Here is a 22,898-nt window from a genome sequence, read left to right as displayed (position 1 = left end):
TGTCATTGAGTCGAAACATCAACTCTTTTTAACTAGGCAGTTTTAGCTAGTCAGTTTTAACTACGGACGTTGGAGGTCAGATCATGCTTAAAGGTGGAATGGGCAACTTGATGCAGCAAGCCCAAGAAATGCAGGAAAAAATGCAGCGCGCCCAAGAAGAGGTAGCGAAAACCGAAGTACAGGGCGAAGCGGGTGCTGGTATGGTGAAGGTCACCATGAACGGTCGCCACGACGTTTCCAACGTGTCCATTGACCCCAGCGTGATGGAAGAGGACAAAGAGTTGCTGGAAGATTTGTTAGCGGCGGCGGTCAACGACGCAGTGCGCAAATTGGAAGTTAGCTCTAAACAGAAGATGGAAGAAGCCACGGCGGGTTTAAACCTTCCGCCTGGCTTTAAGATGCCGTTCTAAGCAATGCGTTTCTCTCCTCTCGTTGAGCAGTTAATGGAAGCGTTTCGCATACTGCCAGGCGTTGGGCCCAAAACGGCCCAGCGCATGGCGATGCACCTACTTGAGCGTGAACGGCCAGGTGGGCAGCGACTAGCGGCGGTCATTCAACAGGCGATTGAAGAAGTCGGCTATTGCCAGCGTTGTCGAACGCTCACCGAAGCTGATATCTGTGCGCTGTGTGAGAGTCCGCGTCGGGATGATGCGCTGCTTTGCGTGGTGGAATCGCCTGCCGATCAACTGGCGATTGAAGAAGCCGGTGGCTTTAAAGGGCGCTATTTTGTGCTCCATGGGCACCTTTCACCGCTAGATGGCGTGGGGCCGGAGTCAATTGGTTTAGACTTGCTGGAAGCACGCGTTGCTGAAGGGCTCATTGAAGAGGTGGTGTTGGCGACTAACCCCACCATCGAGGGTGAAGCGACTGCCCATTACATTGCTGCGCTGCTATCTGAACATGGCGTCAAACTTTCTCGGCTCGCCTATGGCGTTCCCATGGGCGGTGAACTGGAATACGTTGATGGCGGTACCTTAAGCCGTGCCTTTAATGGTCGTCTGCCGTTTGCCAGCGAATAAGCCTACCTAAAACGCAAGCGCGGTAGCGTTTGCGCCAACTTGGAAGAATGCTTTTGTCCTCTCTTACTCCCTCTTATCAATGGCTTGATACCCCTGATGCGCTTGATGCGGCATGCGAGCAAGTAGCCGATGCGGCTGTGATTGCTCTGGATACCGAGTTTTTCCGAGAGAACACCTTTTTTCCAGTCCCCGCGCTGATTCAATTCACCGCCGGTGAAGAGGCTTATCTGATTGACCCGGTGGCCGTCCCGTGTACCGATAAATTCCGCGCTCTGCTGCAGAATAGTGCCATCAAGTTGCTGCACGCTTGCAGCGAAGATTTAGAAGTTTTCCAACACTGGGCGGGGGTATTGCCAGAACCGCTCATTGACACCCAAGTGGTACAAGGCTTCTTGGGCGAAAACCCTGGCATGGGGTATCAAAAGCTGGTCGAATTTTGGGTCGGTGAAACCCTGCCGAAAGAGGAAACCCGCTCGAATTGGCTAGTGCGCCCGCTTTCGCCTGCGCAGTGCCATTACGCAGCGCTGGACGTTATCTATTTACTCAAAGTCTGGACGCTACAGGCTGAAAAACTCGCCATGCTGGGGCGGCGCGAGTGGGTAGACGCTGAGTGCGCTAGCCTAATTGAACAGGCGGGCCGCAGCGTTGATAACGACCAACAGTGGTATACCCGCCAACGCCAGCTATGGCGCCTCACGCCCCGTCAAATGGAAGCGTATCGGCTGATGACCACTTGGCGTGAAGGTGAAACGCGCCGTCGCAACTTGCCGCGTAATTGGTTGATTAGTGACAAGCTGCTGTTTGCGATCGCCGAAAAGATGCCCAGCAATCGCTTCGAGCTCGCTGAGGTGGAAGGCGTTAAGCCGATGCTCATCAAAAAAGAGGGTGATGCACTGCTGGCGATGGTCAAACAGGCCCAGCACTGTGATGAAATAGCCCTGCCCAAGCGCTGGCCGGACCCCATGCACCCGACGTTCAAGTCACGCTTTAAAGCGCTCAAGAAGGTGGTAACCGGCAAAGCCGATGACTTGGGGGTGGCACCGGAAATGCTGATGCGCCGCCGGGATATTGAAACACTGGTGATGCAGGACTTGGCGGGTGAGCCTTTCACTTGGCCGACCGGTTGGCGGGGCGAGTATTTAAATGGTGCGCTGGCCCAAGCCCTTGAGGAGCGACCATCATGAGCGACAAGCTGATTTGCGAAGTTTTCAAAAGCTCGCGTAAAGATGAGATGTATTTATACCTCGATAAGCGTAAAGGATTTGCTGATGTCCCAGAGCAATTACTGGAAACGTTTGGCAAGCCTGTGCCGGTGTTTACTATGCTATTGACCGCTGACAAGAAATTGTCACGGGTGAATGCCGCAGACGTGGTGGAAGGTATTAAAGAGAAAGGCTTCTATTTGCAAATGCCGCCGCCTAAAGAAGCCTATTTGCTTGACGTGCATCGCGCCCATCTTGCCTCGCGTTCTAATGCACGTTCTGATCAAGAGTAACAACAGGCAGTTATGAATTTTCTTGCCCATGCCTGGCTGGTGAGCGCCGGTAGCGATGACTTCCTCTACGGCAATTTAATTGCCGATGGTGTTAAGGGTCGCGATTTAAGCGCTTGGTCTAGTGCCACGGCGCTGGGTATTCGCCATCACCGCCGGGTGGATGCCTGGGTAGATAGCCATACCTGCGTTGTAAATGCGCGACGCCGTGCGCCAGCGGGCCAACGTCGCTATGCGGGTATTGCTCTGGATATGGTGTGGGATCATTTTCTGGCCCGGGATACAGCGGGCCAGGCGGATCAAGAGGCGATTGTGGAGCGTTGTTATCGGCTGCTCTCCGCGCGCCCTGCGCCAAACCGGTTGGCGGGTATGATGCCGATTCTCGTCGAGCACGACTGGTTAAGAGGCTACGCAGACTTTGCCTTCACCTGCCGGGCGATTGCCGGTATCGGGCGGCGTTTGTCTGGCCCCAATCAGTTGGCGGCCTTAGTGCCTTGGCTCCACGATGATTATCAAGCGCTAGAAAATGACTTCCAGACACTATGGCCTGAGCTATTGGCTGAATTAAGCTATTAAGCTACACCCCCATAATAAAGAATTTTTCCGTGACAATGAGGTATGAGAGGAGGGAGACGGCGATGCGCGAACGTTTTTGGGAGCGCTTTACCCTTGAAGAACTAACGCCCCAGGAGTGGGAGGCGCTATGCGACGGCTGTGGGCAGTGCTGCCTGCTAAAGCTGCACGATGAGGATATCCAGGAGTTGGCAGTGCTCAATGTGGCTTGCCGCCTGCTGGATATCCACAGCTGTCAGTGCAGTGATTATGCCAACCGTTTTGACAGCGTGCCCGACTGTACTCAGCTGACCCCAGCCTTGGTCAAAGAGTTTACCTGGCTGCCGCAAAGTTGCGGCTACCGGCGAGTGGCGGAAGGGCGCAAGTTGGCAGGTTGGCACCCGCTGTTAAGCAATGACGCCGAGCGGGTTCACCGCAAAGGGGTGAGCGTGCGCAGCTTTGCGGTGTCCCAAGATGAAGTGCCAGAGCAGCAGCTAGAGTCGCATATTATTGCCGTGTTACCGATGTGATGCCAGCCACGCCTGCAGCGCTTCAAAAGGCATAGGCCGGGCGAAGAGATAACCCTGAAAAACGTTGCACTGCAACGCCATCAACTGCTGTTGCTGTTGGGGCGTTTCCACGCCTTCCGCTACAACCGTCAGGTCTAGGTGGTGAGCCAAGGCAATAATGCCCTGTACGATAGCCGCATCCTTGCTATTGTTGGCAATATTGCTAATAAAGCTGCGGTCAATTTTTACCTTATCGACGGGTAAGTGGCGCAAGTAACTCAGGCTTGAAAAACCAGTGCCAAAATCGTCAATGGCAATACTGATCCCCATCTCACGCAGCGCATGCAGCGTGTCAATCGCGGCGTCGGTATCGTTCATCAATACGCCTTCGGTTAACTCGAGTTCTAGCGATGTTGCGCTGAGCCCGGTGGCTTCAAGGGTAGCGCTGAGCGAGCTTAAGAAACTTGGCCGGTGAAACTGCATCGGCGAAAGGTTGACCGATATTCGGCAGTGATCAGGCAGTTGTGGCTTAAGCAACAGGAAGTCGCGTGCGGCGCGCTCCATTACCCACTGGCTTAAGGCGATAATTTGTCCTGTCTCTTCAGCAATCGGGATAAACAGTACCGGCGAGATAGCGCCTTTGGTCGGATGGTTCCAGCGCAACAATGCTTCAAAACCGATAACTTGACCATTGCCGGTTAACAACGGCTGGTAGTGCAGCTCAAACTGCTCATTTAGAATCGCTTCCTGCAGATCATTTCTCAGCGTTACGCGCTGAGTGAGCTTCTGATTAATATCCTGAGTGAAGGTCTGCAATGCATTGCGGCCTTGCTGCTTGGCTTTGTACATCGCCATATCGGCTTGCTGAAGCAGCTCTTCCGGTTGTGCCAGCTGTTTGTCATTGAGCGCAATGCCAATGCTGGCTGAAAGATAAAGTTCATGACGATCAATACAGTAGGGCAATGCAAGCGCTTCAAGCAGTCGCTCTCCAATGTCCTGCGCTTGCTGGGGGCTATGCAAATCCGGTAGCAGCAACACAAACTCATCGCCCCCGAAACGGCACAAGGTGTCGGAAGGCCTGATCGCCTGCTCAAGCCGTCTAGCGACGTTGATAAGCACTTGGTCGCCAACGCCATGGCCCAGGGTGTCGTTGATCGGCTTGAATTCATCCAGGTCAATAAACAGCACCGCTAAATGTTGATTGTGGCGCCGGGCGAGCTCAACATCATGGCGCAGATGATCCTCAAACAGGGCGCGGTTACCAAGGCCTGTCAGTGCATCGTGGGTGGCATGAAACGCGAGCGCGTTCTCATGATCCCGACGCTCAGAAATATCATTAATACTGCCCACAAAGTGCGTGACGTGACCGTTTTGGGAGCGCACCGGGGAAAGAAATAGGTTATTCCAGAATGGTTGACCGTTTTTGCGGTAGTTACGTAGGGTCAAAGTGATATCGTGCTGCTGAGTAAGCGCATGCTGTATACCGGTCATTTGCTCTGGATCGGTATCTTGGCCTTGTAGAAACCCGCAGTTGCGCCCTTTTGCCTCTTCCAGCGAATAGCCTGTAATGGTCACAAAGGCAGGGTTTACATAAACAATGGGGTAGTCAGGTTGGCGTGCCTCGCAAATTAAAATGCCATTGCTGCTGGCTTCAATGCTGCGCTGATAGATACGCAGCTGAGACTCTTTTTGGCGCAGCGCGGTCATCTCCTTGGCAATTCCGTATACACCTACCACTTGATCCATGACCACCGTGGGTAAAAACGAGACATCCAATTGGCGTACGCTGCCCTGTTGGCTGATGACCTCCAAATCGAAGCGCTGAGCAATTCCCATTAATGCCTGTTGAAAAGCAGCCCCCACGATGGCGTGATGTTCAGGCGCAACCACTTCTTTCCAGTGACTGCCAATTATCTGTGCCTCGTTAATTTCTAGCAGGGTGAGTACGGATCGGTTGACGCTTAAGTGGTAGCCGCTCAAGTCCAGTGAAAACACCGCGTCGGGGTTCTGTGTAAACAGAGAGCGAAACCGCTGCTCGCTATCTTGCAGGGTCTCTTTGGCTTTCGAAAGCTCACGGGTACGCTGGGCACGGGCAGATATCAAGGCAAAGCTGAAAATCAATTGATAGGTGAGTAACAGACCGGAGATCCCAACACCAGCAGCAAGAAAATGGGTGGTGAGGAGGGGCTGATTTGATTGTTCCGAGAGCGCCAAAGTGATCACTGTTCCGCCCGGTAACGCCAACGTGTGCTGCGCAAGCATTATTGCTGGTGGCACTATCGAAGCCGTGGGTAGCAAGCCCTCACCTTGGTTAACCAGGTGACCATTGGCGTGGATTATATGCAGCGTAAAAGCGCCGTTGACTGTGCTGGTTTCTTGCTCTATGAGCCGCGCTATATCGATAACGGCGACTAGCTGGTGGGGTTGATCCTGAGGCTGGATGGAGAGTAGTGCTAGCGTAGGGCGCTCAAAATCGGGGAATGACCACTGGATGACACTTCGTTGCTGATTAAGCCAGGTCAATGTGGACAGGTTAATTAATTGATCATCTAGCCAGAGTAGCGCACTGCCATGGCGTGCACGGCGCCATATATCATTGGCGAGCGGGTTGAAGTATGCAATGGCGAGTATGCTTGGATAGTCTGTCCAGTAGCGCACAACCTCCCGGCTGCGCGATGCCGGGTCTTCAAAGACCTGGCGCCAACGCTCCGCCAAGCGCTCCAGTACAATCGCTCGCGATGACAGCGTCTGGTTAATATTAACCGCAATGCTTTCCAGGTTCTGTTGAGCCCCTTGGCGCATTTCATGGTTTTGATCCCAACTGACTAAAAACCAACCGCTCATACTTAAGCTAACACCTAGAATGCCAGCCAGTACGGCGGCATTACTTAAGGACGTTTTTAAATGAGGGATATGTCGACTCACCATGAGCATTGCGATAGCAAATAGAAAACCGACTAGGCCAGGTGTAAGCGCGCTGGCGCGGGGTAACCAGTCGGGTACAGTCAAACCATAATGGGCGGCTAAGGTAATACAACCCACCACCCATAAAAACAGCCCGCCGAGCTGCCAAATAAGCCGCTGCCAACGTCCTTGGGGGCCGATCCAGAGACAAAATGCAGCCATAAACAATATAGGGGCGGTTTGGCTAGGCAGGCGTTGATGACCACTCAGCAGGGAAGCCGTGTGATAAGAGGGATCTAGGGCATTGTGCATCAGCGTATAGCTGGCAACCGCAGCCAGTGCGATAGAGGTTACTTTGCGAAAACGTTCAAAGTTAGCCATCACGGCGCTGAGGCCTAGCCCGCAAAGTAAAATAACCAGCGCACTGTCCGGTAGCAGAGCGAGCGCCACGGGCTGGTGAACATCAGGAAAAAAGCCCAACAAGAAGCCACTTGCACCAATCACAATGGTGGCCACCAGCAGCATCAGTAAGCCCGCTTGAAGAGCCAGTTCGCGATTATTGACATCCATTAGCTATTATTTATGCATCCAGTGAAGGGTGTGTTTACGCCGATTCACATAAGGTACCTTTAGAAACCAATAGCTCACCAGGGGATATCATCAACGCAAATTGGAAACATCTTTTTATTAACGCCACCTGTATTTATTAAGTTTATGTATTTAGTAATATTTTTGTATTCTGAGATTAAGTTGAGCGGGATTTTCTAGGCATAAAGGATATGAGTATTTTGCTTAAAAAGATCTCAAGCATTTTTTGCATAGGCCTGCGGTGCTTGCCGGAGCGCAGCAGGCCTGTGAGCACTTTACTCAGTGATTGCCAGTGTTTGCGGATTCAGGCCCAGCGCCCAAAGAATAAACGCATCTTGCCGGGCGGTATCGCGCCAGGCCTTGAAGCGGCCGGATGCGCCGCCGTGGCCACTGCTCATATCGGTTCGCATCAAAATGGGCGCTGACCCCTGTTGCTGTTGGGACACCTGGGCATAGAACTTGGCGGGCTCCCAGTAGCTCACTCGGGTGTCAAACCAACTGCCCTCAATCCACAGGGCCGGGTAGGCCTGGGTCTGGATATTGTCGATGGGCGAGTAAGCGCGGATTCGGGCGGCAACCTCCGGCTCTTCCGGGTTTCCCCACTCGCTGTACTCCGCGGTGGTTAGCGGTAGCTCTGGATTCTGCATGGTGCGCAGTACGTCTAAAAAGGGCACATCCAGCAGCGCTGCGCAAAATTTTTCTGGGGCACGATTAATACAGGTACCGACCAGTAGCCCACCGGCGCTGGCGCCATAGGCTGCTATGCGCTGTGAATCGCTAATACCCTGTTCGACAAGTGCTTCACGCGCGGCCAGGAAGTCATTAAAACTGTTTTCCTTGTGCTCCATTTTACCGTTTAAATACCAGGGCTCGCCGCGTTCGCCACCACCGCGGACATGGGCAACCGCAAAGGCTGCACCGCGCTCCAGCAGCTCCAACCTGGCGATCGAAAACCAGGGGTCGAGCGCATCACCGTAGGCACCGTAGCCATACAGCAGTGTGGGTAGGGGCTGGCCCGCCAAGTCGGCGCGCATCACTACCGATACGGGCACTTGTTCACCATCTTGGCTGGTCGCCCAAAGGCGACGGCTGATTAACTGTTGCGGCTGTAAATTACCGTAAACAGGCACCCGTTTCAGCAGTGTGCGTTCGCCGCTGGTTAGATCAAGTGCGAACCAGCTGGGCGGCTGAGTAAATGACTCTTCACGCAGATGCACTATCTGTGTATCGAAGTGCGGCGCATCCTCCAGCATCTGAGAGCAGGGTTGTTCGGGCAGTGTCAGATATTCATCCTGCGTGCATCCGTGCTGAGCATCGAACAGCAAACGCCGCAAACGCACCTGCGCCTGGGCATGATCGCGCTCCGCTAGTATCAGCCCCCAGGCGAACGCATCAACGCCTTCCAAGGTAGCTTCTTCACGGTGGGCGATTAATGTTTGCCAATTCAATTGGGGCTGACCAAGCTGACTTTCGGGCAGGAAGTCGAGCTGGAAGTGAGCACCTGCCTGGTTATGCAGGCGGTAAAAGCTGCCTGGGCGATGATCGATACTGTACTCAACCCCTGCCTGCCGCGGCTGAATACACTGTGGTGTTGAATCAGGAGCATCAGCGGGCAGCAAGTGAATTTCGCTGGTGTCTTTTGAGCCGCTTTCGAGCAGCAACCATGCCCGCGAGCGTGTTTTGCCGATGCCAAGCCAAAACTCAGGGTCCTCTTCGCGTAACACCAGTGCGGGCTCTTTGGAGGCCTCAGGTTTAGCCAGCGAGAGTGAAAACCGCCAAACGCTATCGGGTCGCTGGGTGTCGTCAAAGCGCGTAAACAGCAGGCTAGCTGTGGTGGCCGTTTGATCTTCTGCCCAGCACAGCCCCGCACCAATATCGCTCAATAGTTGCACCGGCTTCCCGTTAGGCAGTGCCTTCAGCCATAGGGTAAAACGCTCATCGCCTTGGGTATCTTCTGTCCAGGCTAACCACTGTTCATCGGGTGAGAGCGCCATATCGCCCATATCGTAAAAGTCGTGCTCCGCGGCGCGGGCGCTTACATCGAAAAAGCATTCTTGCTGTTCGGAGTGGTGATTGGGGTGGCGCCACCAACAGGGGTAATCATCTTCCGCATCTGTCTCGCTCCAGAACGTGAAGTGGTCAAGCGTTGTCTTAAGGCTGGTCACGGCTAATTCGCGGCGTGCCAAGTGGCTCTGGTATAACGCTTCCTCCAGCGGGGCAAGCGGGGCAAACCAATCGGCTTGTTGCTGGTTGGCGGCCTCTAAAAAGGCGCTGACCTGTGGGTCGTCGCGCTCTTCTAACCAGTGCCATTGCGGGTCATTAGCGCGATAATAGCGTGCAGCGGGTAAGCCTGAATGTATGCCTTGCTGTGCTTTCATAAATTGATAGGTACCATAACGGGAAATCAACGTCGGGTGAGTTCACCCATATGAGGGGTATTATGCTTTTTGCAAATTCAACGCCAATGCTTTGGTTGAGCTATTACGGGCTGTCGCTGCTAGTGATTGTCGCGGTCTATTTTGCGCTCACTTTTCTGCCTCGCTTGCCACGTCTTGTACTGACCTGGATGGTCGCGGGAGCGGTATGGGCACCTGCTACTTTCCGACTGCCGCTAATCGAAGAGGGTGAATTCTATACCGGTTGGGCACCTTCGGCGATGGTGGCAGCGGTTGGCTTTTTAGAAAACAACGGCTCGGCGCTACGTGGCGGGTTGATGTGGCTGGTATTAGGAATGGTGTTAGGTGCGCTTATTGGCGTTGCACTTTGGTGGTGGCGCCGCCCAGGCGAGGCTGAGTATGTCACCCAGGAAGAAGAAAGTGATGATGAAGAATTGCCACGCCGTCGCGAACCGGTGATTGGTTGATGCCACGTGTGAACAATGTCTTGATGCCGCAGTATGTGCAAATCGTATGTATGAACCGTATGTGTAAAGCATATGTGTGAATTGCTAGGTATGAGCGCCAATGTGCCCACCGATATCTGTTTCAGCTTTTCGGGCTTTTTGCACCGCGGTGGGGGCACGGGCCCACACCGCGATGGCTGGGGAATCGCCTTCTACGAAGAGGGCGGCTACCGCGACTTTCGTGACCCACACCCGTCGGTCGATTCGCCCATTGCGCGATTAATTTGTGACTACCCGATTAAGTCCAATGTGGTGATTAGTCATATTCGCCAAGCCAATGTAGGGGGCGTAAAGCTTGCCAATACGCACCCATTTACCCGAGAAATGTGGGGGCGGCCCTGGTGCTATGCCCACAATGGCCAATTAAGTGGCTGGGAGAGCCTAGCATTAGGTAATTATATCCCGGTTGGCAGCACCGATAGCGAGCACGCCTACTGCTGGCTAATGGGTGAGTTACGCCGCACCTTTCCTACGCCACCTGCTTCACCTGAAACACTCTGGGAGTACTTGCACCAGCTGTGTGAGCAGCTAAGAGCGCTTGGGGTGTTCAATATGCTGCTCTCCGATGGCCGCTATTTATATACCTATTGCGCCACTAAGTTGGCGCACATTACCCGCTGTGCGCCCTTCGGCGATGCGGAACTTTCCGACGCTGAAATGACGGTGAACTTTGCCGAACACACCACACCAGACGATATTGTGTCAGTGATTGCCACCGAGCCTCTTACCCATAATGAAGCGTGGCAGCGCATGGTGCCCGGCGAACTATTGGTCTGGCGCGATGGAGAAATCCAGGCGCGTTACTGTCCATAAGCGTAGGTGTTGCTAAAGTGAAATAAGAGAAGTAGCAATGAATTAAGCGAGCCTGACTATGGGCTAAAGTTTAAACGTAAGTTTCAATCGATCGTTTTACAGCCTGTTATAGGTCGTATATCGTTGGGCGTCTTAAGCTATTTTCAGACAAAGCCCAGCGACAACAACAAGGTCGGTGATCCTACGCCGACGCCGATAGCGGAGATTGCCCATGAGCGAACACGCCAACGCCGCCGTTTTACGTGGCCCAGCGCTTGAAGGGTTGGATCAATACGATTCAGTCACGGATGTTTTTCATCACGCAGTAGCACGTTTTAAGGACAAGCCAGCTTTTTCCTGTATGGGGAAAACGCTCACCTTCGCTGACCTTGATCGCCTCTCAGCAGACTTTGCTGCTTGGCTTCAGCATGAAACCGACCTTGTTCCAGGCGATCGTATCGCTATCCAGTTGCCCAACGTACTGCAGTTTCCGGTAGCGGTATTTGGCGCGCTCCGGGCAGGCCTAGTAGTGGTTAACACCAACCCGCTGTATACCGAGCGGGAAATGGCCAATCAGTTCAAGGACTCCAACGCTAAAGCCATTGTGATTTTGGCCAATATGGCGGACAAGCTCGAAAAAGTGCTCGATAAAACAGATATCAAGCACGTGCTCGTCACCCAGTTAGCTGACTTGCACGACGTTCCCAAGCGCTGGTTAATCAATGCCGTGGTGAAGCACGTTAAGAAAATGGTGCCTGCCTATTCACTGCCCGGCGCGGTTGGTTTTCGCGATGCGCTGAAAAAAGGCGCCTCGCTAAGCCATAGTGAGGTCAAAAGAAGCCATGATGATTTAGCCGCGCTGCAATACACCGGCGGTACTACGGGTATGCCAAAAGGCGCGATGCTGACCCATCGCAACCTCATCGCCAATATGTTGCAAGCGCGTGAAGCCATTGGCGCCCATCTGACCGATGGCGAAGAGCTGGTTGTCGCCCCGCTACCGGTGTATCACATCTATACCTTTACGGTTAACTGCCTGTTTTTAATGGAAACCGGTAACCACTCTTTGCTTATTACCAACCCTCGTGATCTGGATGGGTTTGTCAAAGAGCTCAAGGGGCTGCCTTTTACTGCCTTTATCGGTCTCAACACGCTGTTTAATGCATTGTGTAATCGCGACGACTTCAAACAGCTCGATTTTTCCAAGTTGAAGCTGACGATCTCTGGCGGCATGGCGCTGACTAAAGCAGCGGCGCAGCGTTGGGAGCAAACTACCGGTTGTCCTATCGCTGAGGGGTATGGTCTGACCGAGACTTCTCCCATCGTTAGCTTTAACCCCACCGATGCGATCCAACTGGGCACTATCGGCAAGCCTGTGGCAGGCACCGCGGTAAAAGTCGTCGACGCCGACGGCAACGATGTGGCGCTGGGTGAGCCAGGAGAGCTGTGCGTGCAAGGGCCGCAGGTGATGAAAGGCTACTGGCAGCGCGAAGACGAAACTCGCGATTCCATCGATGAAGATGGCTGGTTCCACACGGGTGATATCGCCGTGCTGCAGGATGACGGCTACATCCGCATCGTTGATCGCAAAAAAGACATGATTCTGGTCTCTGGCTTTAATGTGTACCCCAACGAAATTGAGGACGTGGTGGCTGCACATCCTGACGTACTTGAATCAGCGGCGGTTGGCGTACCGGATGAAAATGCCGGTGAAGCGATCAAGCTGTTCGTAGTGAGCAAAAATGACCAGTTGGATGAGAAAACGCTACGCGATTGGTGCAAAAAAGAGCTCACTGGCTATAAGGTGCCCAAGGTCATCGAGTTTCGTGATGAACTGCCCAAAACCAACGTGGGCAAAGTGCTCCGCCGCCAATTGCGCGACGAAGAGCCCTCAAAAACGTCATCAGATAGCCATTAATAAACACTCGCTTAGCGGGCGAGGGCAGGTTGTAACAAGGGTCTTTCGCCATGGCCGGAAAATATTCCTGACAATTCAGGCATTTCCGCCATCCATGGCGGTCAGATGGCGAAAGTAGCGCTCACGGATGGGTTCACAGCGCCCTTGTGGAAACCTGGGCTCGCCCGCTTCCTGCTTGCTTTGTGGTTAGGCGTCGTGGAGCTGAAAGCGTTACACTATCCGACCCGCTCAATCGAGCGGGTCGATTTTTTCTATCTCTTTTTAGACGTCTCTTGTTAAATGCCCAAGCGAATGGAAGCCGACTCAATCGTGACCACCGACACATCCCCAGCCCCCACCGATAGCCAACGTCTCGCGTCGCTGCAACAGGCGGCAGGGAGTGTGATGTTGCGTGATGCCGAACGGCTGGAACGTCGCTTGGCTGGTTTGTACCGCCGTCAGCGCGATAACAAGCCTATTAGCCGTGGTTTGGATGAAGTGCAGCGTGAGCTTAATCGCTCTCAGCAACAGCTCAGCTTGCGTGAAGCCCAACAAGTCGCGCTGAATTACCCACCTGAACTGCCGGTAGTTGAAAGAAAAGAAGATATCGTTAACGCGATACGCGATCACCAAGTGGTGGTGGTGGCAGGGGAGACCGGCTCGGGCAAAACCACCCAGCTACCTAAAATGTGTCTGGAGCTGGGGCGTGGTCGGCGTGGTTTGATTGGCCACACCCAGCCGCGTCGCCTGGCTGCCCGAAGCGTGGCAGGGCGTTTAGCAGAAGAGCTTCAAGTCTCCCTGGGCGAGCAGGTGGGCTATCAGGTGCGCTTTAGCGACCAGAGCAGCCCGGGTACGCTGGTTAAATTGATGACCGACGGAATTTTGCTGGCCGAAACGCAGAATGACCCGCTGTTGCTGCGCTACGACACAATCATTATTGATGAAGCCCACGAGCGCAGCCTGAATATCGACTTTCTGCTTGGCTACCTCAAGCGCTTGTTGCCCAAGCGGCCCGATCTAAAAATCATCATTACCTCAGCGACCATCGACGTAGAGCGCTTTGCCAAGCACTTCGGTACGGCCAAAACGCCCGCCCCAGTGGTTGAAGTCACCGGGCGCACCTACCCCGTGGAGGTGCACTACCGGCCATTGGTCCGCGATGAGGACGATGAAGAAGACCGTACGCTGCAAGAGGGCATTCTCCACGCGGTGGAAGAGATTGAAGCCGTTGAGCGCGAAAAAGGCTGGCTACACGGCCCCCGGGACGTGCTGGTGTTTTTACCCGGCGAGCGCGAGATTCGTGAAACCGCCGATACCCTGCGCCGCGCCGAGCTGAAGGGCACCGAAATTCTGCCGCTCTACGCACGGCTTTCCAACGAAGAGCAGAACCGCGTGTTTGCGCCGCACCGCGGGCGGCGCATTGTACTCGCCACCAACGTGGCGGAAACCTCGCTGACTGTGCCCGGCATTCGCTACGTGATTGACCCAGGATTGGTGCGTATCAGCCGCTACAGCTACCGCTCCAAGATCCAGCGTCTACCGGTGGAAGCGGTTAGCCAAGCCAGCGCCAACCAGCGGAAAGGGCGCTGTGGACGGATCGCCGAAGGCGTGTGCATTCGCCTCTACAGCGAAGAGGATTTTCTCTCCCGGCCCGGCTTTACCGACCCCGAAATCCAGCGCACCAACTTAGCGTCGGTCATCCTTTCGATGCTGGGGCTAAAGCTTGGGGATATTGAAGCGTTTCCATTTGTTGACCCGCCGGATAGCCGCTTTGTTAAAGACGGCTTTCGACTACTGTTCGAGCTGGGCGCAGTGGATGAAAAGCAGCGCCTTTCCCCGCTGGGACGTAAGCTGGCGCGGCTGCCGATTGACCCGCGCTTAGCGCGCATGGTGCTTTCGGGGGCCGAAATCGGCAGCCTGCGCGATGTGCTGATTGTGGTCTCGGCGCTGGCTATTCAAGACCCTCGTGACCGACCCGCGGATAAGCGTCAGGCCGCCGACCAAGCCCACCAGCGTTGGCACGACCCGGATTCCGACTTTGTCGCTTTGCTCAACCTCTGGCACGGCATTGAGAATGCCCGCGAGGCGCTGTCGGGCAATCAGCTGCGCCGCTGGTGCCGCGAGCACTACATCAACTACCTGCGCATGCGCGAGTGGCACGACACCTTCCGCCAACTGCGCCAACTGCTGCGCGATATGGACATTGACGTGCCCGCGCCGCCGCCCCGCAATGACGGCGAGAGCGAAGAGCAGGCGCGTCAAACGCGGCGTAAAACTTCAGGCAAGGTTCATCAGGCGCTACTTTCAGGGCTGCTCTCTAACCTGGGTACGCTGGTGGAGAACCGCGAGTACCTGGGTGCCCGCAACCGCAAGTTTATGATCCATCCTGGTTCAGGGTTAGCCAAGAAGTCGCCCAAGTGGATCATGGCGTTCGAGATGGTAGAAACCTCCAAACTGTTTGCCCGCACCGTGGCCAAGATCGACCCCCAGTGGATCGAACCCCAGGCGCAGCATTTGGTTAAGCGCAGCTACAGCGAACCCCATTGGGAAATGAAACGCGCCCAGGTAGTGGCCTTTGAGCAGGTTACGCTGTTTGGCCTGCCCATTGTGGCGCGGCGTCGGGTGCACTATGGCCCCATCGCCCCTCAGGAGTCTCGGGAGCTGTTTATTCGCCGGGCGCTGGTGGAAGGAGAGTTTCAAACCAAAGGCGCCTTCTTTGCCCATAACCGCGCACTCATCGACGAAGTCGAAGCGCTGGAAGATCGTGCTCGGCGGCGGGACATTCTGGTCGATGAAGATACGCTGTTTGATTTTTACGATCAGCGGATTCCGGCTGACATCGTCAACGGCAAGGGCTTTGAACACTGGCGCAAGCAGGCCGAGCAGCAAGAGCCGCAATTACTGCATTTCGATATTGATTCGCTTAAGGCGCGGGATGCCGATGACGTTACTCAGGCGCAGTATCCAGATCATTTAATGCTGGCGGGCGTGGCCTATCCGGTCAGTTACCACTTTGACCCTGAATCCGAAGATGACGGTGTTACTCTGACCGTTCCCGCCGCCATGCTGCCGCAAGTGCCTGTACATGCCTTGGAGTGGCTGGTGCCTGGGCTGCTGCGTGAAAAGTGTATTGCGCTGCTGAAGTCACTGCCGAAAAGCATCCGCCGCCAGGTGGTGCCGATTCCCGATTGGGTGGATGCGGCGCTGGAAACACTGGTGCCTGATCAGCGCCCGTTAACCGAGGCGTTGGGTGAGTTTATTCGCCGTCGAACATCGACCCGGGTGCATCCCGACGACTGGCGGCTAGACTTGCTCGAGCCGCATTTGATCATGAATATTCGCGTTGTCGGCCACACCGGTGAAACCCTGGGGCAGGGGCGTGATCTACGCGCCCTGGAGCAGCGCTTTGAAGCCGCCGCCAGCGCAGGTGCCCAGGCGCTGGCCGAACAGGTTAGCCATGAGCCCGCCGTTGCCGGGCTACCCAAAACGCCGCTGCCTGCCTCCCGGGTCACCACCCAGGCAGGCATTCGTGTAGAGGCATATCCTGCCCTGGTCGCTGAAACCAACGAGTTCAAAGTAGCGCTATTTGATCACCCTGCTAAAGCTGACGCCGCCCACCAGGAGGGCATCGCCCGGCTGGGCATTGCAAAGCTTCCCGAACAGGTTAAGGCGATTAAGCAACTGCCGGGTGTTGAGAAGTGCGCGCTGCTGTTCGCCAAAGTGGGCAGCAAGCAAGCCTTGATTGACGATCTGCTGCTCGCGGTGTTCACCCAGGTGATTGCTCAGCACCCCCTGCCGCGCTCGGAAGGGGAGTTTAGCCAGCGCCTAGCAGAAACACACAACCAACTGGTTGACGAAGCGAAAGCTCTGCTGGTGCGGGTAGAAGCCGCGCTACAGGGCCATCTAGCCGTTAGTAAACTGCTCAAAGGCAAGCTTAATTTTGCCCTGGCGCTGGTGTACAGCGATGTCAGCGCGCAGATGCAGCGCTTGGTCTATCCCGGCTTTATCCGCGATGCTGGCGCTTGGCTGGACGAATACCCGCGCTACACCGAAGCGGCACTCATTCGGCTTGAAAAAGCCGCCCGTGAACGCGGTCGCGATCAAATGATGATGCAAGAAGTCCAGTCATTAGAGGCCCGCTTTGATGCCCGCCGCGAGAGCGAGCGGCGCGGGCGGGTGGAAGACCCAGAACTGGTCGCTTTTGGCTGGTGGTTGCAAGAGCTTAGAGTGTCGCTATTCGCCCAGCAGTTGGGTACTAGTATGGTGGTGTCGGTAAAACGACTGGAAAAGCGCTGGCAAGAGATAATTAACGTTTAGCCGCGGGGTGGAAAAAAGCGCGTTAAACGCACACAGTAATGGTATGGGTGGCGGTTTAAGCTTCCTGGCGTAAGCCGCGGTGAAAAGGAGAGGTAGATGATAAATGCGGTGATTACCGGGACAGGGCTCTATACACCGGAACACGCCATTGATAATGCAGCCCTGGTGGCGGCATTTAACGCTTGGGTAGACACCGAGAATGGGCAACACGCTGAGGCCATCGAGCGCGGTGAGCGTGAACCGCTTGCCCACTCCAGCAGCGAGTTTATCGAAAAAGCGTCCGGTATTCAGAGCCGCTATGTGCTCGACGCTTCAGGAATACTTGACCCACAGCGTATGCGGCCTAAACTGCCGCAGCGGGGTAATGACGAACCTTCGATTCAGTGTGAGATGGCCACCGCTGCCGCCCGCCAAGCGCTTGCCGCGGCCCAGGTGGATGCTGCTGACATTGAACTGGTCATTGTTGCCTGCTCAAACCTAGAGCGCGCCTACCCTGCAGTGGCGGTAGAAGTGCAGCAAACGCTGGGAACCAGCGGTTATGGGTTTGATATGAACGTGGCCTGCAGTTCAGCGACGTTTGCTTTGGAAACCGCTGCCAATGCGATAGCCTCCGGAAGCGTCAAGCGCGCGCTGGTGGTCAATCCTGAAATCTGCTCAGCGCATCTTAATTTTCGAGACCGTGACAGCCACTTCATTTTCGGCGATGCTTGTACCGCTGTAGTATTAGAAAATAGCGCCGATGCCGTAGCTGTCGAGCAGTTTGAAATACTCGGCACGCGCTTGGTCACCAAGTTTTCCAACGCGATTCGCAATAATGCGGGGTTTCTAAATCGCGTAACGGACAGTGACCCGCTGGCCTTGGACAAGCTGTTTGTGCAGGAAGGTCGACGGGTATTTAGAGAGGTTTGCCCGATGGTGGCTAAATTGATCACTGATCATTTGGCCTCCTTGGAGTTAAGCGGTAGCGATCTCAAGCGTATGTGGCTACACCAAGCCAACCGGCATATGAACGATCTGATTGCCCGCAAAGTATTGGGTTATGACCCCAGTGAAATCCAGGCGCCGATCATTTTGGATCGTTATGCCAATACCAGCTCAGCAGGCTCCATCATCGCCTTTCATCTCCATCGCGAGGGGCTTGTAGCGGGTGATATTGGTGTGATTTGCTCCTTTGGGGCAGGTTATAGCGCAGGCAATGTGGTTATCCGGCGTCTATAAGTGCGCTGCGGAATTGAAAAAAGGAAAATGTCATGTGGCAGTGGTTAAATAAAGACAAGCCTGCGCTTTCGCTGCGTAGCAAAGGGGGGCCACTACTGCTGGTGACGTTACTCGCAACCGGCGGCTGTGCCAGCACGCAAATGGCAGAAAATGCTGCTCCAGAGGACCCCTGGGAAGGCTTTAACCGCAAAGTGTTTGCATTTAACGATGTGCTGGATCGCTATGCGCTTAAGCCGGTGGCAAAAGGATATCGCACTATTACCCCTGACCCAGTGGAAACCGGGGTGGGCAATTTTTTCGCTAACTTAGGCGAAGTGCGCACTGCCATTAATAGTGTACTGCAGGGCAAGCCTGCCAACGCAGGCCTGGCAACCTCCCGCTTTCTGATTAACTCCACGGTAGGTATTGGTGGCTTGCTGGATTATGCCACTCTGATGGAAATTACCGCGGATAAAGAAGATTTCGGCCAAACGTTGGCCGTTTGGGGCTGGCAAGATTCGCGCTATCTGGTGCTTCCTTTGTTGGGCCCCAGCACGCTGCGGGACACCACCGGCTTGCCTGCTGATATGACGTCGTATCCGTTGTATTACGTAGACGACGACGCCGTTCGACTAAGCCTTACGGCGCTCAATGTGATTGATATTCGTGCGGGTTTGCTTGACCAGGAAGAATTAATTCGCGGTGATCGCTACCGTTTTATTCGTGACGCTTACTTACAGAGCCGCCAATTTGAGGTGAGCGATGGAGAATTGGGCGATGACCCCTTTGCCAGCGAAACCTTCGAGTTCGATGACAGCGATTTTGAAGACAGTGACCAGGATGATAGCGGCTCTAGCGGCAACGTCGCTGATTGAGGCTTATGATGGATCACTCTAAGCAGTTGATCGCGGTGATCGACGAACCAGGTCGTGAGCGCGATGCGCTGGCTGAAGCAATTACCTGCGACGGCATGTGGGTTTTTGCATCGGATGATATCGAGCATTTGCCCCCTGATACGGCGCTTATTGTTGCCCACGCGCGAGCGGTGCCCAGGCAGCAGTGGACGCAACTGACACGCCGCCTGCCGACACTGGTGGTCAGCGACTCGCGTCAGGATGCCGACTTGATTAAGGCGATTGATGTGGGGCTGGTGGATTATATCGTCCACCCTCTGCGTCACGCTGAACTGCTGCGCCGCATGATCCGCAAGGCCATTGAGCTTAACGATTTGGCGTTGGAGCGTGAGCGTGACCATGCGCGCCTGGCGGAGCTAAATGAGAGCCTGGAGACTCACTTGGCCCTGCTGCGCATGGATCAGCAGAGCGGCGGTCATATCCAGCGGCGTTTACTACCGCTACGCCCCAAAGTGATTAATGGGGTGTATTACGACTACGTATTTGCCCCTTCGCTCTATTTATCCGGTGATTTCCTCGATTATCAACGCTATAACGAGCGTTATAGCGCCTTCTATTTCGCCGATGTATCGGGCCATGGCGCCTCGTCGGCGTTCGTCACGGTGCTGCTCAAATACCTATGCAACCGCTGGCTGAGTGAGTGGGATGGCCAGCAGCCAGAAAATCTGCCGCCAGATTGGCTAAAGGCGATGAACCGCGAGCTGCAGGGCACTGATATCGGCAAACATGCCACCTTATTTGTCGGTGTTATTGACCATGAGGCGCATACTCTGCACTATTCGCTCGGCGCGCAGCTTCCCATGCCCCTGTTAGCGGCTGGGGGCGAGCTAAGCCGGTTAGAAGGCGAGGGAATGCCGGTAGGCCTTTTCCCCGATGTGGAGTATCCTTCGCTTAGCTGTGCTTTGCCGAACGAATTTCGTTTATGGCTTTGCTCAGATGGTGTATTGGAATGCTTGCCGGGTAAAACGCTCGACACGCGGCTCAAGGAGCTTGAGCAATTAGTAAGCGAGAGTGTCACGCTTGAGCAGTTGCGCGACCGGCTGGCAGAGACGAATGCTCTCCTTGCAGAAGGGGATGCGGAGTTTGATGCCAACCAAGAGCGCGATGCTTTACCCGATGATCTAACAATCATGATGGTGAGCGGATTTGGTCATGCTGATTGAAGAGGGCCGCATTAAAGCGGCGTTCGATTCTGGTGTTTTTGTTCTAAAACTGTGTGGTGATGTGCGTTTGACGCTCTGCGCCACGCTGGATACCCAAGCCCAACGTCTCGCCGAGACGCCGGGGTTGCGTGCCGTATTGATTGACCTGCGTGAAGCGACCAATGTGGACTCCACGGCGCTTGGCTTTCTGGCCAAGGTCGCCATGGCGGTGAAAGGGCGCCTGGAGCAATCACCAACGATTATTGTCGATAATCCCGACGTGCGGCAGATGTTGGACGTGATGGGGTTTGCGCGCTTTTTCACCCTGATGGAAGCGCCGCTACAGCAGGCAGCTACGCTCAATAATGCGCTTGAAGAACTTCCCCAAGAGCCCGCAGATGAAGAAGGGCTGCGCGACCGGATCCTGGAAGCCCACCGCATTCTAATGCATATGAACGAGCATAACCGTGAGCAGTTTCAGCCACTGGTAGAGATGCTCGAGTCGCAAGACGCCACTACGCACCATTAAACATCCCTCACCCTAAGAAGCCCCTGGCCATCTCCAGGGCTATTGATCGATAGCGACCAACCCCGACAAATGGCTTGAAATCGGCTATGATTAGCGGCCTATCTATTCCAGTGCGTATATCATCGCCTTAAGGAGACCCATGGATCTTAATCCTCGCCGGGTAGCCCTGTTGGTTGCCGCCAACACGGCGCTGGCGCCCTTTGCTATCGACGCGTATTTGCCTGCCATGGGGGTTATTGCGGAGAGCATCGGCGCCAGTATTCACCGTACTGAGCTCTCCATTAGCGTGTTTTTGTTTGGCTTTGCGTTGGGCCAGCTTTGCTTTGGGCCGCTATCGGATCGCTTAGGTAGGAAGCCTGTTCTGCTGAGTGGCCTAGTGGTTTTTATGCTGGCAAGCCTGGCTATCACCCTGGTGGACAGTTTGCCCACGCTGCTGGTCTGGCGGTTTATCCAGGCGCTAGGAGGCGGGGCCTGCGTGGTCAACTCGGCGGCGATTGTGCGCGACTGCTTTAGCGGGCGCGAGGCCGCCAAAGTGATGTCCACCATGGCGATGATCATGATGTTGGCACCGTTAGTGGCGCCTACCGTGGGGAGTTTACTGCTGCATATTGCCGGCTGGTGGCTGATCTTTGTGTTCCTGGCTGTCTATGCGGGTTTTTTACTCTGGCTGCTTGGAACGCGCCTGCCTGAAACCCGCGATATGTCGCTGCCTGCCGCTTCACCGCGGCAGGTAATCCGCAACTACGCCAGCGTGCTTAAACACCGTGAAGGCATGGGCTATATCTGCGCGGTAGCGGCTTCCTTTGCGGGGCTATTCGCCTTCGTGACCGCTTCACCGTTTCTGTATCTTGATTATTTTGGCCTCTCGCCAAGCACCTATCCGTTCGTTTTTGGGGTCAATGTGGTGGTCATTGCGCTCTCTAACCGGGTCAATATCCACCTGCTGCGCAAGCGCACCCCCCAGCAAAATTTGCGCCTAGGGTTGCTGATACAGCTGGTGGCGGCGCTAGGGCTAGTGGCGGTGACCGCCTTGGATATAGCGACGCTAGCGCTTGTGGTGCCGCTGATTATGCTGTTTACCGGCATGATCGGACTGATCACGCCCAACGCGATCTCATCGCTGTTGGATCATTTTGGCCATATCAGCGCCACGGCCACAGCGCTGCTGGGTGGCATCCAGTTTACCTGCGGTGCGCTCGCGGGCGTGATGGTAGGGCTTTTTGAGGTTGAGCACCTCTGGCCCATGGTACTCACCATGCTGGGGGCTGCGTTAGTGGGTAATATCGGTGTGCGCAAATTAACCAAGGCGCCCAGTGTGGAAGACCAGCAGGTATGACTGACAGGGATGAACAGCACTGATGAATAGCCTGCTAGCGTGGGTCAATATGCCCATGAGTACCTGGTTGGCCTGTTCCGGCGTACTTCTGCTGGGCGCCTTTGTACAGCGCGCTACCGGTTTTGGTTTAGCCGTTATCGGTGCGCCGCTACTGTTGATGCTTGAGCCGAGGCTGGTGCCGGTCACTCTGGTGCTGTTTGGCTTTACCGTTTCGCTGATGATGGTTCGTCACTACTGGCATGAGGTGCGCCTGGATTCCATTAGTATGGCGTTAGTGGGGCGCCTTCCAGGCAATGCGCTGGGTATTTGGTTGCTGCTCGCCGCGCCTATGTTTCTGCTAGAAAAGCTGATTGCGGTCATCGTCCTGTTTGCGGTACTCGTCACCTTGTGCCGCTTTCAACTGCCGGTAAATCGCATAACGATGTTTGGCGCGGGGATACTCTCCGGTATTTTCGGCACCGTCGCCGCCATTGGCGGCCCGCCCATTGTGCTACTGATGCACGGTCTTCCGGCGGATCGCGTGCGCGGCAATTTAGCCGCTTTTTTCATTTTGACCTCTCTATTGACCTTAGTCACTCTCGCCCTGGCTGACCAGATTCAACTCTGGCATTTTCAGGTCGCGCTGACCTTCCTGCCCGCGGTGTTAATCGGTAATGCCTTGGCCGATACCGTCGCCCACCGCTTGGATCGACGCCTACTACAAGGCGCCTCACTAGCGTTATGCACCCTCGCTGCCTTAGGTTTGTTGTGGTGATGTAAGGCTTGTTTGCTTCCCGGTAACGAAATTTTTTCTGCGTTCTTTTCCATG

18 protein-coding genes are annotated in these 22,898 nt (G+C 55.0%); 16 read left to right on the top strand and 2 right to left on the bottom strand.

Annotated features, from left to right (window positions below):
- The first annotated feature begins 83 nt into the window (after window positions 1-83).
- From ACT3UM_RS08105 to ACT3UM_RS08080, 6 genes are all read left to right on the top strand, one after another.
- The gene (locus ACT3UM_RS08105) at window positions 84-410 is read left to right on the top strand and encodes a YbaB/EbfC family nucleoid-associated protein (protein WP_035583883.1); all 327 of its coding nucleotides are present in this window, start codon (window positions 84-86) and stop codon (window positions 408-410) included.
- A 3-nt stretch (window positions 411-413) separates the two neighbouring features.
- Window positions 414-1,019 carry a recombination mediator RecR gene (recR, locus tag ACT3UM_RS08100; protein WP_498897738.1) on the top strand — a complete coding sequence of 202 codons (606 nt, stop codon included), beginning with the start codon at window positions 414-416 and terminating at the stop codon, window positions 1,017-1,019.
- A gap of 47 nt (window positions 1,020-1,066) precedes the next feature.
- Entirely contained in the window at window positions 1,067-2,203 is a 1,137-nt protein-coding gene (rnd, locus tag ACT3UM_RS08095) for a ribonuclease D (protein WP_498897736.1), read from the top strand.
- A complete protein-coding gene (locus tag ACT3UM_RS08090) occupies window positions 2,200-2,514 on the top strand; it encodes a YcgL domain-containing protein (RefSeq protein WP_498897734.1) in 315 nt (104 codons plus the stop codon). The genes rnd and ACT3UM_RS08090 overlap by 4 nt, the downstream gene beginning before the upstream one ends.
- Window positions 2,515-2,526: 12 nt before the next feature.
- On the top strand, window positions 2,527-3,087 hold the full coding sequence (locus tag ACT3UM_RS08085; RefSeq protein ID WP_498897732.1) for an acyl carrier protein phosphodiesterase: 561 nt from the start codon (window positions 2,527-2,529) through the stop codon (window positions 3,085-3,087).
- A gap of 62 nt (window positions 3,088-3,149) precedes the next feature.
- Entirely contained in the window at window positions 3,150-3,593 is a 444-nt protein-coding gene (locus tag ACT3UM_RS08080) for a YcgN family cysteine cluster protein (protein WP_498897730.1), read from the top strand.
- Here the strand turns inward: ACT3UM_RS08080 and ACT3UM_RS08075 are convergent.
- Both ACT3UM_RS08075 and ACT3UM_RS08070 read right to left on the bottom strand, forming a co-directional pair.
- The gene (locus tag ACT3UM_RS08075; RefSeq protein ID WP_498897728.1) at window positions 3,582-7,046 is read right to left on the bottom strand and encodes an EAL domain-containing protein; all 3,465 of its coding nucleotides are present in this window, start codon (window positions 7,044-7,046) and stop codon (window positions 3,582-3,584) included. The genes ACT3UM_RS08080 and ACT3UM_RS08075 overlap by 12 nt on opposite strands.
- Before the next feature lie 293 nt (window positions 7,047-7,339).
- On the bottom strand, window positions 7,340-9,442 hold the full coding sequence (locus tag ACT3UM_RS08070) for a S9 family peptidase (protein ID WP_498897726.1): 2,103 nt from the start codon (window positions 9,440-9,442) through the stop codon (window positions 7,340-7,342).
- Window positions 9,443-9,504: 62 nt separating this feature from the next.
- On the opposite strand from ACT3UM_RS08070, the gene ACT3UM_RS08065 reads away from it, so the two are divergent.
- The 10 genes from ACT3UM_RS08065 (at window position 9,505) to ACT3UM_RS08020 (ending at window position 22,844) form a co-directional block, all read left to right on the top strand.
- Window positions 9,505-9,927, top strand: coding sequence for a hypothetical protein (locus tag ACT3UM_RS08065; RefSeq protein ID WP_498897724.1), 423 nt, complete (start codon window positions 9,505-9,507; stop codon window positions 9,925-9,927).
- Between the two features lie 72 nt (window positions 9,928-9,999).
- Complete coding sequence (locus ACT3UM_RS08060; protein WP_035583864.1) at window positions 10,000-10,779, top strand: class II glutamine amidotransferase; 780 nt, start codon at window positions 10,000-10,002, stop codon at window positions 10,777-10,779.
- A gap of 211 nt (window positions 10,780-10,990) precedes the next feature.
- Window positions 10,991-12,676: an AMP-binding protein gene (locus tag ACT3UM_RS08055; protein WP_498897722.1), complete on the top strand. Its 1,686-nt coding sequence runs from the start codon at window positions 10,991-10,993 to the stop codon at window positions 12,674-12,676.
- 279 nt (window positions 12,677-12,955) lie between these two features.
- Complete coding sequence (gene hrpA / locus ACT3UM_RS08050; protein WP_498897720.1) at window positions 12,956-16,972, top strand: ATP-dependent RNA helicase HrpA; 4,017 nt, start codon at window positions 12,956-12,958, stop codon at window positions 16,970-16,972.
- 96 nt (window positions 16,973-17,068) lie between these two features.
- Window positions 17,069-18,190, top strand: a complete 1,122-nt coding sequence (locus ACT3UM_RS08045) for a beta-ketoacyl-ACP synthase III (protein ID WP_498897717.1) — start codon at window positions 17,069-17,071, stop codon at window positions 18,188-18,190.
- A gap of 32 nt (window positions 18,191-18,222) precedes the next feature.
- On the top strand, window positions 18,223-19,044 hold the full coding sequence (locus ACT3UM_RS08040) for an MlaA family lipoprotein (protein ID WP_498897715.1): 822 nt from the start codon (window positions 18,223-18,225) through the stop codon (window positions 19,042-19,044).
- 8 nt (window positions 19,045-19,052) lie between these two features.
- The gene (locus tag ACT3UM_RS08035; protein WP_498898024.1) at window positions 19,053-20,246 is read left to right on the top strand and encodes a PP2C family protein-serine/threonine phosphatase; all 1,194 of its coding nucleotides are present in this window, start codon (window positions 19,053-19,055) and stop codon (window positions 20,244-20,246) included.
- Entirely contained in the window at window positions 20,236-20,754 is a 519-nt protein-coding gene (locus ACT3UM_RS08030; protein ID WP_035583852.1) for an STAS domain-containing protein, read from the top strand. Before ACT3UM_RS08035 ends, ACT3UM_RS08030 begins: the two co-directional genes overlap by 11 nt.
- Window positions 20,755-20,893: 139 nt before the next feature.
- Window positions 20,894-22,090, top strand: a complete 1,197-nt coding sequence (locus ACT3UM_RS08025; RefSeq protein ID WP_498897713.1) for a Bcr/CflA family multidrug efflux MFS transporter — start codon at window positions 20,894-20,896, stop codon at window positions 22,088-22,090.
- A 22-nt stretch (window positions 22,091-22,112) separates the two neighbouring features.
- On the top strand, window positions 22,113-22,844 hold the full coding sequence (locus ACT3UM_RS08020) for a sulfite exporter TauE/SafE family protein (protein ID WP_498897711.1): 732 nt from the start codon (window positions 22,113-22,115) through the stop codon (window positions 22,842-22,844).
- The last annotated feature ends 54 nt before the right edge of the window (window positions 22,845-22,898 follow it).

The organism is Halomonas sp. AOP13-D3-9, assembly GCF_052379125.1.
GTDB lineage: Bacteria > Pseudomonadota > Gammaproteobacteria > Pseudomonadales > Halomonadaceae > Vreelandella.
The sequence above is the reverse complement of the archived record's forward strand: the minus strand, read 5'-3'. Positions and strand labels throughout refer to the sequence as shown.

What these genes read in the sequence shown, in the direction of transcription:
- ACT3UM_RS08105 (WP_035583883.1), top strand. Translation starts at nt 84, where the DNA reads ATGCTTAAAGGTGGAATGGGCAACTTGATGCAGCAAGCCCAAGAAATG.
- recR (WP_498897738.1), top strand. Translation starts at nt 414, where the DNA reads ATGCGTTTCTCTCCTCTCGTTGAGCAGTTAATGGAAGCGTTTCGCATA.
- rnd (WP_498897736.1), top strand. Translation starts at nt 1,067, where the DNA reads ATGCTTTTGTCCTCTCTTACTCCCTCTTATCAATGGCTTGATACCCCT.
- ACT3UM_RS08090 (WP_498897734.1), top strand. Translation starts at nt 2,200, where the DNA reads ATGAGCGACAAGCTGATTTGCGAAGTTTTCAAAAGCTCGCGTAAAGAT.
- ACT3UM_RS08085 (WP_498897732.1), top strand. Translation starts at nt 2,527, where the DNA reads ATGAATTTTCTTGCCCATGCCTGGCTGGTGAGCGCCGGTAGCGATGAC.
- ACT3UM_RS08080 (WP_498897730.1), top strand. Translation starts at nt 3,150, where the DNA reads ATGCGCGAACGTTTTTGGGAGCGCTTTACCCTTGAAGAACTAACGCCC.
- ACT3UM_RS08075 (WP_498897728.1), bottom strand. Translation starts at nt 7,046, where the DNA reads ATGGATGTCAATAATCGCGAACTGGCTCTTCAAGCGGGCTTACTGATG.
- ACT3UM_RS08070 (WP_498897726.1), bottom strand. Translation starts at nt 9,442, where the DNA reads ATGAAAGCACAGCAAGGCATACATTCAGGCTTACCCGCTGCACGCTAT.
- ACT3UM_RS08065 (WP_498897724.1), top strand. Translation starts at nt 9,505, where the DNA reads ATGCTTTTTGCAAATTCAACGCCAATGCTTTGGTTGAGCTATTACGGG.
- ACT3UM_RS08060 (WP_035583864.1), top strand. Translation starts at nt 10,000, where the DNA reads ATGTGTGAATTGCTAGGTATGAGCGCCAATGTGCCCACCGATATCTGT.
- ACT3UM_RS08055 (WP_498897722.1), top strand. Translation starts at nt 10,991, where the DNA reads ATGAGCGAACACGCCAACGCCGCCGTTTTACGTGGCCCAGCGCTTGAA.
- hrpA (WP_498897720.1), top strand. Translation starts at nt 12,956, where the DNA reads ATGCCCAAGCGAATGGAAGCCGACTCAATCGTGACCACCGACACATCC.
- ACT3UM_RS08045 (WP_498897717.1), top strand. Translation starts at nt 17,069, where the DNA reads ATGATAAATGCGGTGATTACCGGGACAGGGCTCTATACACCGGAACAC.
- ACT3UM_RS08040 (WP_498897715.1), top strand. Translation starts at nt 18,223, where the DNA reads ATGTGGCAGTGGTTAAATAAAGACAAGCCTGCGCTTTCGCTGCGTAGC.
- ACT3UM_RS08035 (WP_498898024.1), top strand. Translation starts at nt 19,053, where the DNA reads ATGGATCACTCTAAGCAGTTGATCGCGGTGATCGACGAACCAGGTCGT.
- ACT3UM_RS08030 (WP_035583852.1), top strand. Translation starts at nt 20,236, where the DNA reads ATGCTGATTGAAGAGGGCCGCATTAAAGCGGCGTTCGATTCTGGTGTT.
- ACT3UM_RS08025 (WP_498897713.1), top strand. Translation starts at nt 20,894, where the DNA reads ATGGATCTTAATCCTCGCCGGGTAGCCCTGTTGGTTGCCGCCAACACG.
- ACT3UM_RS08020 (WP_498897711.1), top strand. Translation starts at nt 22,113, where the DNA reads ATGAATAGCCTGCTAGCGTGGGTCAATATGCCCATGAGTACCTGGTTG.